13 protein-coding genes are annotated in these 15,527 nt (G+C 74.5%); 6 read left to right on the top strand and 7 right to left on the bottom strand.

Annotated features, from left to right (window positions below; all coding sequences use genetic code 11):
- Positions 1–113 precede the first annotated feature (113 nt).
- The 5 genes from EAD96_RS23940 to EAD96_RS23920 all read right to left on the bottom strand — a co-directional run bounded on the left by EAD96_RS23940 (position 114) and on the right by EAD96_RS23920 (position 5,951).
- The gene (locus EAD96_RS23940) at positions 114–986 is read right to left on the bottom strand and encodes a PP2C family serine/threonine-protein phosphatase (protein ID WP_121685854.1); all 873 of its coding nucleotides are present in this window, start codon (positions 984–986) and stop codon (positions 114–116) included.
- Entirely contained in the window at positions 970–3,339 is a 2,370-nt protein-coding gene (locus EAD96_RS23935; RefSeq protein ID WP_147457921.1) for a protein kinase, read from the bottom strand. Before EAD96_RS23935 ends, EAD96_RS23940 begins: the two co-directional genes overlap by 17 nt.
- A gap of 122 nt (positions 3,340–3,461) precedes the next feature.
- Entirely contained in the window at positions 3,462–3,782 is a 321-nt protein-coding gene (locus EAD96_RS31040) for an FHA domain-containing protein (RefSeq protein ID WP_158614813.1), read from the bottom strand.
- Positions 3,783–3,988: 206 nt separating this feature from the next.
- The gene (locus EAD96_RS23925) at positions 3,989–4,642 is read right to left on the bottom strand and encodes a 4Fe-4S single cluster domain-containing protein (protein ID WP_121685851.1); all 654 of its coding nucleotides are present in this window, start codon (positions 4,640–4,642) and stop codon (positions 3,989–3,991) included.
- A gap of 1 nt (position 4,643) precedes the next feature.
- Complete coding sequence (locus tag EAD96_RS23920; protein ID WP_121685850.1) at positions 4,644–5,951, bottom strand: hypothetical protein; 1,308 nt, start codon at positions 5,949–5,951, stop codon at positions 4,644–4,646.
- Between the two features lie 112 nt (positions 5,952–6,063).
- On the opposite strand from EAD96_RS23920, the gene EAD96_RS23915 reads away from it, so the two are divergent.
- The 4 genes from EAD96_RS23915 to EAD96_RS23900 are packed head-to-tail and all read left to right on the top strand — an operon-like array spanning position 6,064 to position 9,423.
- Positions 6,064–6,810 (top strand): hypothetical protein, encoded by a 747-nt coding sequence (locus EAD96_RS23915; protein WP_121685849.1) that lies wholly within the window; start codon positions 6,064–6,066, stop codon positions 6,808–6,810.
- Complete coding sequence (locus EAD96_RS23910) at positions 6,807–7,334, top strand: hypothetical protein (protein WP_121685848.1); 528 nt, start codon at positions 6,807–6,809, stop codon at positions 7,332–7,334. Before EAD96_RS23915 ends, EAD96_RS23910 begins: the two co-directional genes overlap by 4 nt.
- Positions 7,331–8,278, top strand: a complete 948-nt coding sequence (locus tag EAD96_RS23905; protein ID WP_121685847.1) for a hypothetical protein — start codon at positions 7,331–7,333, stop codon at positions 8,276–8,278. Before EAD96_RS23910 ends, EAD96_RS23905 begins: the two co-directional genes overlap by 4 nt.
- Positions 8,275–9,423: an OmpA family protein gene (locus EAD96_RS23900; RefSeq protein WP_121685846.1), complete on the top strand. Its 1,149-nt coding sequence runs from the start codon at positions 8,275–8,277 to the stop codon at positions 9,421–9,423. Before EAD96_RS23905 ends, EAD96_RS23900 begins: the two co-directional genes overlap by 4 nt.
- Positions 9,424–9,563: 140 nt before the next feature.
- Here the strand turns inward: EAD96_RS23900 and EAD96_RS23895 are convergent, their stop codons facing one another.
- Together EAD96_RS23895 and EAD96_RS23890 are read right to left on the bottom strand one after the other, a co-directional pair.
- Positions 9,564–10,577: a hypothetical protein gene (locus tag EAD96_RS23895; RefSeq protein WP_121685845.1), complete on the bottom strand. Its 1,014-nt coding sequence runs from the start codon at positions 10,575–10,577 to the stop codon at positions 9,564–9,566.
- A 181-nt stretch (positions 10,578–10,758) separates the two neighbouring features.
- Complete coding sequence (locus EAD96_RS23890; protein WP_121685844.1) at positions 10,759–13,566, bottom strand: CHAT domain-containing protein; 2,808 nt, start codon at positions 13,564–13,566, stop codon at positions 10,759–10,761.
- Positions 13,567–13,681: 115 nt separating this feature from the next.
- Between EAD96_RS23890 and EAD96_RS23885 the strand changes: the two genes are divergently transcribed.
- Both EAD96_RS23885 and EAD96_RS23880 read left to right on the top strand, forming a co-directional pair.
- The gene (locus EAD96_RS23885; RefSeq protein WP_121685843.1) at positions 13,682–14,641 is read left to right on the top strand and encodes a hypothetical protein; all 960 of its coding nucleotides are present in this window, start codon (positions 13,682–13,684) and stop codon (positions 14,639–14,641) included.
- Between the two features lie 92 nt (positions 14,642–14,733).
- On the top strand, positions 14,734–15,527 hold a 794-nt coding region (locus tag EAD96_RS23880), incomplete at its 3' end, for a hypothetical protein (RefSeq protein WP_147457920.1).

The following is a 15,527-nucleotide window of genomic DNA, read 5'->3' as shown; positions in this document are numbered from 1 at the left end:
TTCCCGGTCCAATTCCGATCAGCGGCCGGGATGTGGCCGGAAGGGATTCCCACACAGCCGGGGGGTGGCCCACGTGGAGTCGCACTGACCTGCGTTGAGGGCGGCGTAGGAGGCTACTCGCCTTTCTTCCTACGCCGCCAGATCCCGCCGCGCACGCCACCGGTCGCCCGAGGGCCGGCCGCCGTCTCCACGGATGCCGGAGGCACGGCGGCAGGCAGGGCACTCGTACTCCGCCCGGCGCCGACCACCGTTATCAGCGCGACGGTCACGTTGTCGCCGGCGTCCTCAGCCGAGCCGGCGAGCGCCGCGCGGACCAGCCGCGCGGCCACTGCCCGGTCGTCGCCGCTCAGGAGGCTCTGTCCCATCACCTCCGGGCTCACCGCGTCGTGTAGACCGTCGCTGCAGAGGAGCAGGCGGTCACCCGGTCGCAGACGCGTGCTGAAGAGAGCCGGGTCGGCCGGGCTGCGGGTGCCGCCGAGGCACCGGTTCACCGCTGAGCCGTCGGGGGTGACCCGGTGGTCCTGCGTGAGCTGACCGAGGTAGCCGTCCCGAATCTGGTATATCCGCACGTCCCCGGCGTTGGCGGCGACGGCGGCGCCGTCGTGGTGGACCACCAGCAGCGCGGCCGTACACGCCATGTCCGGACTGCCGATCTCCGCTCCCCGGGCCCTGATCGCCTGATCGGTCCGGCGGAAACGCTCCGGCAGGTGCGCCACATCGTCGCCGCCGTCGTCCGCGGTCAGCATCTGCGCGCCGAGCCGGGCAGCGACGTCCCCGTCCGGGCGTCCGCCGATGCCATCGGTCACCGCCACCCGCGCCGGCCGGCCCGGATCCACCGGTAGCAGCAGGTCGAGCGGGCGGGCCGGGTCGCCGTACACCGCCCAGCCGTCCACCCCGATCGCATCCTCGTTACCGCGACGCCGGTTACGCGCCGTCGCGGCCACCACGACCACTGCGGTCACCTGCCCGTCAGGGCGCCTGCTCATCGAACGCTCCCCTCGCCGCCGCCACTAGCACGATCAACACCCATGAGCCCCAGAAGACCGGCCAGCCCACGACGGGCCCCAGCGTCATCCCGGCCACCGCGCCCGGCAGAGCCGACACGGCCAGGCCGGCGACCGCTCCACCGAAGGCGCCCAGCAACGCACCGCTCAGAGCCGACCGCGGCAGGCGGAGACCGGCACACAGGCACAGGCCGACGAGCAGCAGCGCCCCCGCAGTGAGCAGGCCCTGCCCGACTGAGGTGCCCAGCGCGACGCCGGTGCCCGCGATCGTGACGAGCACGACGTAGCCGGTCACGGCCGCGAACCAGGCCGCCGGCACTCCGCCGGTACGGCGCGGCCGAGGTGCCCGCGTCGCGGGCCGCCGGCTCTCGTCAGGCAACCAGTGTCCCGGTGCGCGTGGCGGCCCCGCAGCCAGGATCTGCGCGTCGACCTGGGCCCGCAACCGCTGGACGTGTCCCGCGAAGCCGGCATGCGGCTCAGCCCGGACCACCTGCCGTATCTCGGCTCGGTGCGCCCACAGCAGAAGAACCGCCTGGGCGGCCGGGCCGTCTGGCCCGCCGGTGCGCCGGGTCAGACGCCTGACCCAGCCGGCCCGGCGTGCCTCACGGGTCACCGCGGCGCGGACACGGTGGGCCAGTTCCGCCCTTGCGACCGGGTCCAGCGCGGCCCGCAGGAGGACGGGCAGGAGCAGCCGCCGGTTGGGCAGCCGTTCGAACTCGCCGAGGGCCTGTACGGCGATGGCCCGGGCGCGCCGGTACCAGCGCTGCCACCGGTCGTCGACAGCGGCGAGGCCCGAACCGCCGGGCAGGCGGTCGAGAACGCGCAGGGCACCGCTGGCGCGAAGCGACTCGACAGCCGCCAACGCCTCCGCGGCCTCCTCGGCTGTGACATCGCCGACGTCGCGGTCCAGGCCGGGCAGTTCGGGGGCGTGGTCGTCGATGCCGGCCTCGGCCGCCGTCAGCAGTCCCACCACGCCCTGCGGGTCGGCGCGGTAGCCACGGAAGGTCGGCGGGGCCTCCGGATCGAGGCGCACGATGATCTCCGCGATCGTCCGGTCCACGGGGCTGCGCGGCAGCACGTGCCGCAGATGGACATCGCGAAGCGCCGCGCTCAGGTGCGGCGAGATCGCCTCGGACCATTCGAGCATCTGGTACCAGCCGACGCCGGCCACCAGGTGACCGGCCTGCCGCCAGTTCGCCGCGAACAGTGCCGCCAGCTCGCGGGGGTGGCGCACCTGCGTACCGGCGAACGGGAAGGCCGGTACGGACGGATGCGCCGCGCCGTCCGCTGACCCGGACACCACCCGGGCGGCCGGGCCGCCGCCGGCGGGGGGACCGATCGACTGGTCGACCTCGCTGTCGACGCCGTCGAGCCAGCGGCGGACCTCCGCGTACCCCCACCGTCTGGCCGGCGACCAGGTGAGCAGCCCGCGTAGGAGCGTCTGCCAGCGGGCCGGCACATCGCCGTCGATCGGCACCGGCTCGTTGTTGACCAGCCCGTTGATCCTGAACGGGTCGAGCTGCTCGCCGTTCGGACGCAACGGGTGGTGCCCTTGGAGGAGCTCGAGCATCGTCATGCCCAGCGCCCACCAGTCGATCGCGGCGGACCGGCTGTCGCGGAAGAGTTCCGGCGCGGCGTACTCGGGGGTCATGGCGCCGGCGGCCTGTTCCAGCGTCTGGGTGAGGATGCGGGCGATCCCGAAGTCCGCCAGCTTCACCGAGATCGGGCCGGTGCGCTCGACCATGATGTTGCTCGGCTTGATGTCGGAGTGCACCAGCGCATCCACCGAACGTTCCCGGCCGTCGGGTGCCCTGTGGATGAAGTCGAGCGCCGCCGCCACCTGCGCCAGCACGTCACGGGCCCGGTCCGGGTCGAGCCGGCCCTCGCGGCGCAGCAGATCGGCCAGCGAGCCCTCGGGCAGGAAGACCGAGACCTCGTAGTCTTGATCCCAGGCGGTGCGGCCGAGCACGAACGGCACGAGGTGCTGCCCGCCGGCCCGCTCCCACCGGGCCCACACCTCCTCGATGCCGGGGCGCGCCCGGTGGTAGATCTTCACGATCACGTCGCGGCCGTCGTCCCACGCACCCCGATAGAGCACGGCCTGTCCGCCGAGGTCGTCCGGCCGGTACAACTCGGCGTTGCGGAGCCGCTCGGCGATGCCGGACGGGAAGGTGCGTGCACTCCCGGCCGCCCCGGGCGGCGGCCGGTCGTGTCCGGCCGGGGAGGCGTCGACAGTGGTGCGGTCCCGCCGCCGGCCGGCACCACCCGCGTCCGCGTCGACAGTCGTCCGGTCACGCCGCCGGCCGCCGTCGTGCCCGCCCGCATCGAGGGTCACGCGGTCACGTGGGCGACCCTGAGCCTCGCCCGCGTCGACCGTCGCACGGTCCCGGGGACGGCCGTCCCCGGCCTCGCCCGCGTCCAGCGTCGTGCGGTCGCGGGGCGGTTCGGCCGGCCCGGTCACCCGGCCGGGTCCACGCGGACGTTGCAGTGGGGCCGGAGCCGGATGACGACCGGCAGGTCGAACACACCGCCGCCGCCCTTCGGCAGGCGGTGGCCGTCCACCGAGGTGCCGTTCACCGAGTCCAGGTCGCGCACCTCGACCTGCCGCCCCCGCATGACCACCGCCGCGTGGTGCTTGCCCACGAAATCGTCGTCGTGGAGCGCGCGGCCGACGGCATCGTCGGCGGACATCCGTCCCAGGACCACCCGCCCGCCCGGCGGGATGGTGATCGGCGGGCCCGCGGCGCCGATCCGCAGCACGCCTGCGCCGGTCTGCACCGGCCCGCCCGCCGGCTCCGCGACCGGTTGCGGGCCGGCCGCGCCGGGTTCCCGGTGGAGCATCGTCGGGCGCGCGGGCCGCGGCCGCACCGGCTCGGCGGCGACCCGGCCGTCGCCGGCCGGCCGCGGCTGCGAGCGTCCGGTGCCGCAGAACGGACAGGGGTCCAGCTCCGCGGCCGACCGCCGTTTACAGAAACCGCATTCCACTAGGTCTGCCATGACGGCCCTCTCAGGTGTACCCCCCGGTCGGTGACGGCCTGCCGGACGGCGGCGAGGTCGCCGGGCAGTGGTATGCCGATCATCCACACGGCACCATCGGACACCTCGACCTGCACGGCCGCCCGGGGCAGGCGGTCGGCGTCGGCGTAGCGCCGTGCTCCGAGCGGGGTCAGCGTGATGAGCTCCTGGTTGTCCGAGCCACGCAGGGCGGCGGTTCCGGCGCGTGCCGCGTCGTAGGGACCGGCGACGACCGCATCAGCCCCGGCGAGGAGCCGCGCGCCGTCACCGCGGACCCAGTCCGGCTCGCGTCCGGTGTAGACGAGCACATCCGGCTCGCGCAGCCCGGACGGTCGTTCGGCACGCCAGCCGGCCAGGCCGCGCATCAGCTCGGCCAAGGCGTCCGGCTGGTCGGTGGGTTCGCCGCCGCTGATCGTGACTCCGTCGACCTCGGACCCGGCCAGCGACCGCAGCCAGTCGAGAACCGCCGCTACCGACACCGTCGATCCGGGGTCGGGGCGCCAGGTGTCCACGCTGACGCAGCCCGGGCAGCGGATGCCGCAGCCCTGGAACCAGATCCCGGCACGGCGTCCCGGGCCGAGCACGGAGACCGGGTGGTGAAGGCGGCTGATCTGCGCGTCCATGTCAGCTCCGCGCCCGGGCGGCGGGCGGGGCGCCCGGCTTTCGCCGCCGCCCCTGCTCCTTGGACACGGCCCGCTCCTGGCCCGCCCGCTCCGCACCACGCGCCGGCGTCGCGGTGGACACCTCGATCCACGGCTGCGGCAACGCGCCCGCCGCCGCGCCGACGATCCGGCCGATCCGCACCCCGTTGACCGCCAGCTCCTCCGCGATGTGTGGGACGTCCTCGCACAACTCCTGCTCCGCACGGACGTCGGCGGCGCGTGCGGCCTCGTCGCCGGCCACGCCCGGCGGTTCTCCGGGGGCACCGACACGGACGGGTTCGAGCCTGATGGCCGACCCGTCGACGGTGAGTCGCACCGCGTGCCGGGACGAGGGCCCGCGCCGGACGAGGACGCCCTCCACCGGGGTGAGCACCTCGGCCGCGGGCAGGACCGTGTAGCCACGGCTGACGAACGCCTCGACGACCGCCTGCCGTACGTGTTCGCGTTCCATGTCCGTACGCTGCCGCGCCTCGGCGGCGACCGTCGCGTCGCGCAGGGCGGCGGTGTCGACCGCGTGTCCCCGCGCCGTCTGCGCACGCGCGGCCGCCACGGCGCGGGCGAGCGGCTCGTCGCCGGTGTCCCGTGCGACGAGGTCGGCCTCGGCGATCGCCCCCGCCGCGTCTCGCCGGGCCGACGCCGCCTCACGAGCCTTCGTGACGTGTTGCCGCAGCAGCGCCAGCAGCACCCGGCGCCGGTCCGGCGGCGCCGTCGCCACCGCACCGACCAGATCGGTGACCGTCCGCGGCGGCTCGACGTCGTACGGAAGCCGGGCGACCAGGCGATCGGCTTCGGCGAGGTCGGCGGCCAGAGTGTCCGGCGCGGCCGTCGGCGGCTCCGCCGGCACGTCGGAGGCCGGACCGGTCGCGGACCGGGACGGCACCGGACGGACGGCGTCGAACGTGGTGGCGGTCACCCGCTCGGCGCGACCGTGCGAGCCCAGGCCGACCGCGTTGGCCCGGGCCCGGGCGGCGGCACCCCGGGAGGCCGCCTCCACGAGCGCCTCACGGAGCGCACGCGTCTGGTCCGACACGCCGGCACGCACCCGGTCCACGGTGTCCGCGTCCACGCCCGGCGGGCCGCCGACGGACGGGATCGCGGGCACCTCGATGCCGTACCGCCGGCCGATCGTCGTCGCCTCGGCGCGTAGCCGCTCCCGGTCGGCAACCGCCAGCTCCCAGCGGCGCCGCGCCTGCTGCTGTCGCTGGGCCGCCGCCATCAGCGCCCGCTGTGCCTCGCTGACGGCGTATCCGGCCGTCTTCGGTCCGCTCATCGTCCATGTCCCCCTCAGCCCGCTGCCACGCACGCTCGTCCCTTCCTGACGGACGGTCCGTCAGGAAGGGACACGCCGGCGAGGAGTCCGGCGGGACGGAGGTGGGCCGCCGATGACGACGGAGATGGCCGATGCGGCGCAGCCGGTCGTGGAGACGGGCGCGCGACGGTCGCGGGCCGGGTCCGAGCCGCCGCCCGTACCCTGGCGGCGGCGACGGGCGCTGGCTCGCAGCGGGCGGCGCGACGGCCGGTTTCGCCGGCCTGATCCGCTGCTGCTCACCGCGCCGGCACAGACGGCGACGCGGGTGCTGCTGCACGCGGAGTTCCAGTTGGCGGTCGCCACCGCGTACGCCGACTTCACCACTGCGGCGGAGCCGCACCGCCGCGCGCTGCGCCGGGTACGGGCCGAGCTGCCGCTGCTCCACGACAACCTGGCCGCCCTCGAGAGCGCCCTGGCGGCAGCGGAGGCACGGCACCGCGAGGCGGGAGCCGGCGTGGAGCGCCGGATGGGCGAACGGTTCCAGCCGGAGGAGCTGATCCGGGCCCGGCGTGCCCGGGAACACGCCCGGCGCCTCGACCCGCAGCGCCGGGCGCGGGACCAGGCGCGCGCGGAGATCCAGGCGGCGCAGCGGCGGCTCGCCGAGCTCCGGGTACGCATCGACGGCCTGTTCCAGCACGCGGTCGGTGTGGCGTGGCGGCTACGGGCGCGGTGTTCCCGCGAGCAGGCGCTCTACGACGAGGCGTTGCTGCGCCGGCATCCCGACGGCGACCTGCTCCGCGATCTGCTCGACACCCGACCGCCGGATCTGCCGCGGTGGGTACACGAACCGGCCGAGGCGCATCGGATGGAGGAGCGATGACCGCGCCCCGGGAGAACGCGGGGCGGCCGGGCCTCGCCGCGCTCGTGCGCCGGGCGGTCGGGGCCGCCCGGCACCGGCGATCCGCGCCGGACGTCGACTACACGTTCGCGCGCCGGGTCCGGGACGGCTACGCGCCCACCTCGTCGCCGGTGATTCCCGACGCCTCCGCCGAGCTGCGGGAGCGGGTCGACCGGCTGGCCCGTGCCGGCGCGCTCGACGAGGGCAGCGCCCACGCCTTCGACCAGACCATCGCGGGATGGACGACCGACTGGTCAGTCGACGCGCACGCCGAGCACCTCGCCCGTCAGAGCGTGCTCACGCAGCTCGAGGAGAACGCCGCGGCCGAGGTCGAACGGGTCCGCCAGCTCTCCGACCTGAACGCACGACGGCTCGCCGAGATCGAGCGGCACCTCGAGTGGCTCTTCGACGGCGCGGATCCCCGGCGCCACCCGCTGTGGGGAGCCGAGCCGCCCGCCCGCCGACCGGCGGAGCCGGACCGACCAGACGACCGGAGGACGCCGTGACCGCCCCTGTCCACCCGCCGCCACACGAGGAGTCCACGTCCTACACGGACCGCCAGGGCCACGTTCGTACCCTGATTCCGCCGCCGCCCGTACCACCGTCACCGCCGTCGAACGGCGACGCACCGTCCGGGCCCGGCGCCCACGGGCCTGGACGCCTGGCGCAGCGGCGCGACGAGGCCGCGCTGGCATCGTCACGCTGGGTCCGGCTGGGCGGGTGGGCCCTGCTCCTCGTGCTCGCGGGCGCGGACGCGTTCGGCTTCTGGCAGACGCTCAACCGGCTCATCCAGCGCGACAGCCTGCTGGTCGGATTCTTCGTCAGCGCCCTGGCGCTGGGTTCGGTGGCCGGCGCCCACCTGGTGGGCGCGTGGGCCCGTTCCCGCCGCGAGGGCTACGGCGGCAGCCTGGTCTGGATCTGCACGGTCAGCCTGTTGTGGCTGTCGCTGGGCGGCCTGATCGGATGGATCCGCGCGACGAACAGCGAGCCGAGCAGCGACGCCACCGGCGACCTGGCCGACGCCGCGGAAGCCGTCGACGCCGCGGGTGACGGCCTGACCCAGACCTCGATCCAGATGGCCGCGCTGCTGCTCGGTCTCTACCTGTTGACCGGGGCGATCGCGATGACGTTCGCCTACAAGCACGGCGACCCGCGCACCGCCCACATCCACCGCCTGCTGCGCGAGCGGCGACGGCTCGCCGAGGAGCAGGCCCGGCTGGCACACGAGATGCGGATCGCCGAGGGACGGCGGGCGGTACGCGAACAGGACCGCGAGTACGACGCCGAACAGTTCGACCTCGAACAGGGCCGGCAGGACGTACGGACCGACTCCCTGCGCGCCGACGCGAACCTGCACAACGCCGGCTATCAGGGCGACCCCCAGGCCACCGACGCGCTGACCGTCCAGGACGCCGGTGCCGACGACAATTCCGAGGAAGGTGCCAGATGACCGCCAGACTGCGCCGCCGTGTAGCCGCGGCCGTCGCCATCAGCATCGTCGCGACCACGCTGACGGCCTGCGACCCGCCTCCCGGCGACGGCGCGATCGCGCTCGTCGTCGGCGGACGGAACAACATGCCCCGGCCGCAGTTGACGAAGATGGCCACGGACCGTCTCCGGGCGGCGTTCGACAAGCGGGACACGATGGTCGTCGTGGACGTCACCGGCGACCCCAAGGTCCGCTACACCGGGCAGATCGACCAGGCCTGCGACAGCGCCACCACCTGCGACGCCGCGTTCAGGAGCTTCGTGGCCAAGGTGAACCGGCTACTGGGCGGCGTGAAGGCCGAGGTCGGGGAGGCCGACACCCTGGAGGCGGTCCTCACCGCGGCCCGTGTGCTGCGCACGTACAAGGGTGACAAGTCGATGGTGGTGATCGACAACGGCCTGCAGACCGTCGGCGCCATGCCGTTGCAGGCGCCCGGTGCGCTCACCGCCGAGCCCGAGGCGGTCGTGGCCCCGCTGGCCGAGAAGGGCCGCCTCGACGACCTGGCGCGGTTGCCGATCCTGTGGACCGGGCTCGGCTCGTCCGCCGGCAGGCAGGCGCGGGTACCGAGCGATGCCGCGGTGATGCTGGAGGCGCTCTGGGAGGGCGTGCTCGGCCACGCCGAGGCACAGGTCGAGTTCGACCCCACCGACCTGCGGGACCTTCCGCCCGCCGACGGCCTGCCGTCCGTCACGCCGGTGCCGTTCGAACCCGAGAAGGCTCCCAGGTCCGGCGGGTGTTTCCGCCTCCGGGAGGATCAGATCGGCTTCCTGGGCCAGAAGGCGGAGTTCCGCGACCCGGCGAAGGCCCGTCAGGTGCTCGAACCGGTGGCCGCGGAACTCAAGCGCCTGAACATCCCGGCGACGGTCATCGGCACCACCGCCCTGCCCGACGGGGACGACCACGGCCTGTCGACCCGCCGGGCGGAGAAGGCGGTCAGTGTGCTCGTCGAACTCGGCGTGCCGAAGCGCCGGTTGACCCCCATCGGCGTCGGCACCGAGTTCGCCGATTTCGTGCCCGACACGGACCGCAACGGGAACCTCATCGAGACCTTGGCGGTGCAGAATCGTCTCGTGATCATTCAGCCGGCCGGCCAGCGGTGCGGGTGAGACTCTCGCCCGAGCAGAGCGCGAAGCTCCAACGCCTCGTGGAGGAGGAGCTTCGCGCTGCCTGCCGTGCCGCGGCGGCGGACGGCGTCCCGGCCGAGGCGCTCGCCGCCGACCTCGACGAGCGCCGCCGGACCCTGGAGTCAACGCTCGGGGTCACAGACGATCTGCTGGACGGCGGCGACCACCCGGGCGACGACGGCCGGGTCGGCGAGTCTGGCTGAGATCCGCTCGTCGAAGGCGGGCGCCGAGCCCGGCACGCGGTCCAGTTCGTCTCCCCCGGTGCCCTCCCCGAACACCGCGGTGACGATCCGCACGACGGCCTCGTGCGGATCGGCGCCTCGACCCAGAGCCTCGTCGAGCGCGTCGATGACGGCCGCGGCGAGCGCTCGCAGCCGCGCCTCGTCGATCTCGCCGCCGGTCGCCGGCGAGCCCTGGTCCGCGGTCTCGTCCACCGGGGTCGCCGCCACCGGGGCCGGCTTGGCGCCCATCGGTCGCTCGACGTACCTGGCGAACCAGGCCGGGCGGCGCCGCATCGCCGCGAGCACCTCCTCGACCTCGCGCACCACCGCCGCCGCGTCGCTCCCCACCCAGTCGCCCGTCGCGGCGACGCGTCGCGCGGCCCAGCTCTGCAGCGGCCAGACGTCGGCGCCCGCGCTGGCGGTGACGCCCACCCAGTTGAGGATCTCGACAGCGAGTTCCATCAGCCAGACGTCGTGGCTCAGGGCGTCGGCCAGCCAGCCGGGGACGCGCGGACGTTGCAGCGCTCCCCGTCGCCCCCGGCGCCGCCGGTGCGCGTCGACTGTGACAGCGGTCAGCCGCCGGGCCATCCAGGCCTCCACGTCGCGTATCGGCACCACGGCATGCGTCAGGAGATCCTCCACGACCGCTTCCACGTCGTCGTGGAAACCGTGGAGGCACTCGTCGGCCAACTGCGGCAGGGACGCCGCGCAGACGAAGTGGCCGCGCCGGTGTTCGACCGGCCGGGTGACGCGGGCGAAGACCAGCGGCCAGGCCATCGCCCACGCGCCGGCGGTCAGCCGCCGGCGCTCCGCCGGTGACGCGGCCCGCGCCACTGCCGCCAACTGACCGCGACCTGCCAGTAGGCGGACGTAGGCGACCTCGGCGTCTGCCGGGGCGGGGTGCGAACTCGTCACAGCGCTCCTTCCGATGCGGCGATCACCGGGGTGGAGCGTGCGGAGACCACCAGTGCGCTGGACGCCGGCCGGTCGGGCAGCTCACCCCGCGGTTGACAGATCAATCGTGGGGTTCGCCGCGGGCCGCCTGCCGGTCATCGCCGGGCCGACTCTGTGGCCAGTTGGTGGCCAGCCGTCGACCTCATCGCCCGAAGTGGACGAATGCGGCCCAGCCGACGGGATCGGCCGCCGTGGTGCGGTCCACTGCCGCGCGCAGCGCAGCGGGCATCTCGGCGGGCACCCGCTGCGCGTCGGAGATCATCCACCGCTGGGCCGCGCGGAGGGCGTCGGCCGGTGCGAGGCCCTCGCGGCGCAGGTAGTGGTGGAACATGTACATCAGCACCGACGTGGCGGCGTCCGGCACGCTCCACTGGGCGCCGACGACAGCGGTGGCGGTGTTCGCGAGCAGCGTGGTGCTCAGGCTGAACGCCTCGTCGTCGGCGCGGCCGCAGACGCCGCTGCCGCACGCGGCCAGCACCGCCAGGGCGATGGAACGGGCCGGCGCGACCCGGACGATCTCCTCGGCCGACATCCGCTCCCCACCGGCCAGCAGGAGGTAGGACGTGTCCGCCCCGGCGCGGCCGGGGCGTACCACGCCGTGGCAGGCCAGGTGCAGCATGGTTCCGGCGTGCTCGTCGGCGAGCCACCCGAGCAGATCCGCCCGGGTGCCCACCCCACCGTCGGCCGCGACTCCGTCCGGGGTGCGGCCGACGTACCGGGCACGGGGGTAGAACCGCTCCCGCACCGCCAGCGCTTCGGCCCGGGCCGCCGGCAGGTCCGCGGCGGCACCCGCCGTGTCCGGGTCACCCACCACCAGGCCGGAGTCGGACAGCGGCACCGGGGCCCGCCAGGCCAGGTCGCACAGCAGACGAGCCGACGGCGCGTACGAGAACAGCGCGTCCTCGATCGCGTACCGCAACCCCCGATCCGTCCTGCGGCGGGCGGCGTGCCAGGGAATGCGGGCCAGCTCGCCCATCGGGATCAGCACGAGGCGCGGCGCACGCCCGTCCGCCGGTTGCGGGCAGCGCTCCAGCAGTGGACCGATCGCGGCCGTCCACGCCCAGTCGCAGACGTCGTCGAGCGTCTTGCGTGCCGTCCCCGCAGTCGCGGACCAGGATCCGGCCACCGCGACCCGGGAGGCACGGCTGCCGGCGGTGGTCGCGGTGAGGAACGCGTCGAAGCCCGCCCTCCCCTGCTTACTCAGCGTCGCCAGGGGGAACCAGCTCGGCGGCTCCGCGCGCGGCACCATCACCACCGCGCCCGACTTCTCGTCACCGGGCATCAGATAGACGATCATGTCGGCGCCCAGTGCGGTCAGCGCCGCCCGCATCTCGTCGAGGTCGGGCGGGGCGAGCAGCCGCGTCGTGGCGGCGTCGGGCGCGGCCGTCGTCGTGCCGTCCTCGGTGATGCCGATCCCGGCCAGTGCCGCAATGACCTCCCGGCGCAGCTCACCCGGCACGAGCTCAGGCTCGGTCTCGGCGACGGCGTCGCGCCACCGTGCGGCGAGGTCGGCCCGGCCGGCATCGGCCAGACGCGCGCCGAGGTCACGGGTCTCGGTGGCCGCGTAGAGGATCAACGCGCGACAGGCGTCCAGCGCCAGCGCCGCGGATCCCGGATCGCCGTCGGCGAGGCACCATCTCGCGACGTCGAGCGCGTCGCCCGCGGCGTTCCGCGCGGCCGCATCGGCGTCGCTGATGCCGCCCGTCAGCAACACGTTCCAGGCGTGCCCGCGCAGCCCGGCGAGCGCGACCTCCCGGCCCCGCGGCTTGTCGCCGGCCATCCGGTACCCGTGCGCCAACAGGCTGGACAACTGCGTCCACTGCTGGTGCTGGTTCGAGCCCGCCAGCTCGCGTCCCTGTTCGAGCAGCCGGACGGCCTCGACGAGATCCGCGCGGCGTGCCAGCTTCTCGACTCGGCGCAGGTACGCGGTGCCGAGGCTCGTCAGGTACGGCACCCGCTGTGCGTCATCGCCCGGCACCAGGTCCAGTGCCGCGCGAAGGTCGCTGATCGCGGCGTCCAGCAGGCCTCTGCTGTGGAAGCCGTGCCGCAACTGCGCCACTCCGAGCACATGCAGGTGCCTCGCCCGTTCGTGCGGTGTCTGGCCGGGCTGCTCGGCGAGCGCGCGCAACGCGGCGAGCCGCGCGCGCAGCTCCGGATCGACCGGATCGCTCCCCCGCGGGGCAGTACCGGCCGGGGCGGGATTCGCCGTCTCCCGCAACGCGTCGAACTGGATCCGGATGGCACGCACCGCGCTCCGTACCGCATCGTCGGCGGGCAGCGACGACGCGACTTCCTCCGCGCGGTCCAGGGCCGTCCACACGGCCGGCAGGTCACCACGGGCCACCGCCGCGTAGACCTCGGAGAAGCTCTTGAGCGCCGCGATGCGCGCCGTCCCCCGCGGGTTGCCGGACATCAGGCCGGCCATGACCTGGAGCGCGTGTTCCATGTCCGCCGAGGACCGCGCCATACTCGCCGGACCACCGTCCAGTCCGCTGACCACCACGCCGAGGCCGACACGCGCGTTGTCCACCATCTGCGCGTACGGCTGCCGATCGCCCACGACCCGGGCCAGCCCCTCCACCTCGGCGAGAGCTCCCCGGGGAGTGACGCCGGGCGCGCTGTCCGCCACCGCCCGCGCCAGCGCGGTGGACCGCACGACCGCCGCGCCCAGCTCCGCCTCGGGCAGGGGGTGCGGGTCGGCGGCGGCGATCTCAGACAACGCGACCGCTCGATCGAGGTGTGCGGTGAAGCGTCCCGAGCGGAGGATGGCGTTGACCAGGATCTGCGCGAGCTTGCACCGCCCCGGCAGATCGGCCGGCAGCATGTCGAAGTCCGCGAGAGCCGCCGACAGGTCGGCCGGCCGCCGGCCGTGCTGGTCGAATGCGACCAGGCGCAGCCAGCAACGGGTGAAGCGCCACGGCCCGCTGTCCGCCTCGCCGAACATCTTCATCGCTGTCGATGCCGAGTCGACAAGCGTACGCAGCGCCTCATCGGGTACCTGAGCCAACGTGACCCCACAGAGTACGGTTTCGGTTGACGACTACTGACGGACCGGGGAGGCGGTCGTGTCCCTTCAGGACGAGCTCCACCGGGAACTCGTTGAACTCCGCCGGCGGCGGGGCCTGCTGAGCGCGTCGCTGGGGCGGCTCGTCGGACCACGGCTGCACGAGCTGAGCGGGACCACGCCGACCGACCCCGACCGGGTGGTGCGCGAGCGGGTCGGCCAGAGGCTGCTCTCCCTGGCCCGGGACCTGCCGGCGGACCTGGTCCGTGTGGTGGAGCTGACCTACGCCGTCGACGCGGAGCACGCCTACGCCGACCTGACCACCCGGCAGGCTCAGCTGGCCCGGGAGCAGAGATACGAGTTGCGGACCGCCCGGCGCCGTTCGGAGCAGGTCACCGAGTTGCTGGCCGCGGCGGCGGAGGCCGAGTGGGCGACGCGCCTCGCGGGGGATCTCGACTCCGGGTGGCGGGTCCGGTCGCTGGAGGCGCTGCTCCGGCTCGACACCCCGACGCCGGAGCTGTACGAGGCCCGGACCATCGTCGCCACCCGGGATCTCGACGAGATCGTCGTCCGGCTCGACCTGCCCCGCCCGGACACCGACAGCTCGGACGGTGCCGACCTCCTCATCGACGTGCTCTACGGCGCGCGCATCCGCAGCGTCGCACGGGGCAACGGCAACCGCCACTTCGAGGTCCGGCTCGCCCTGCCCGAGACGCTGAGCGCCGACCGGAACCACAAGCTGTGCATGCACTTCCGGGTGGCGCCTGGGCAGCGGATCCGCGACCGCTATGTGATCACTCCGCTGGATCCCTGCGACTACGGACTGGTGCGGGTCCGCTTCGCCGGTCGCGAGCCCGCCGCGCTGTGGCGGATCGACGGGCTGCCGCAGGGACTGCTCGACGATCCGGACCGCCGCCACGACCGGCTCGGCGTGGACGGCGCGGGTGACGTCGTGGCGGAGTTCCGGCGGCTGCGGCAGGGGCGCGGCTACGGCGTGGGCTGGCGGTTCGCGCAGCCGTGACCCGGCGGCGTCCCGCGGTCCGTCAGGGACGGGTGGGGCCCGGTTCTGATGCGGGCCGAGCGGACGACGCACCGGAAGGCCGGGTACCGGAGTTGGACGGCGAACACCTGCTGAACGTGCTTGCCAGCATGTCGATCGAGGATCTCCCCGACGCGATCGACCACCTGACCGAGTCGGGTGACCTGCTCGCCCGCTCCATGGCGTACGCCCGTCTCCATCAGCACGACCGCCAGCCGGAGACGCTCGCGCGCGCCGAGTCGGACTTCGCGGCGGCCGGCGGCAGTCCCGCCGACCGCGCCCAGGTGGCGCGGTTGCTGGCCGCCCAACGGGCCAAGGAGGCCGCCCTCGGTGCGCCCGGGGACGTCGGGCCGCTCCAGCGGCTTCTCGACGAGGCCGAGGACGACCCGGCGAGTCCCGGCAACCGGGAGATGCTGGGCGTCATCACCCATCTGGCCGGCGCCCTACGCGGGGGATCCGCCCATGACCTCACGGACGCGCTGGCGGGGCTCTCGTCGGTCAGCGTCCCGTACGACAGCCCTCACGCCGCGATGCTGCCGCTCATGAAGGCGGCGTTGGCGTCGCAGATCGCCGCCCCCGACGATCGCGCCGCCGTGGAAGATCTGCTCGAACAGGCCCGGTCGACCCGTGAGGAGCTGTGGAAGCGCGGGCCGGATGGGCCGGTCGGCGATCTGCTGGAGGTCGCGGCCCTCGTGGTCGACGCGGCGCAACGGCAGGACCTCCGATCGGCGGAGAAGGCGGTCCGGCGCCTGCGCGAGGGACTCGACCGCATGCCCGCTGACGATCCGGGCACGGCCGACCTCCTGGAGCACCTCGAGCAGCACAAGGTTCAGCTCGACGGCCTGCTCTCGACGATCGCCGCCGGCGA

The organism is Micromonospora sp. BL1 (genome assembly GCF_003667485.1).
GTDB classification, from domain to species: Bacteria; Actinomycetota; Actinomycetes; order Mycobacteriales; family Micromonosporaceae; genus Micromonospora; species Micromonospora tulbaghiae.
The sequence above is the reverse complement of the archived record's forward strand: the minus strand, read 5'-3'. Positions and strand labels throughout refer to the sequence as shown.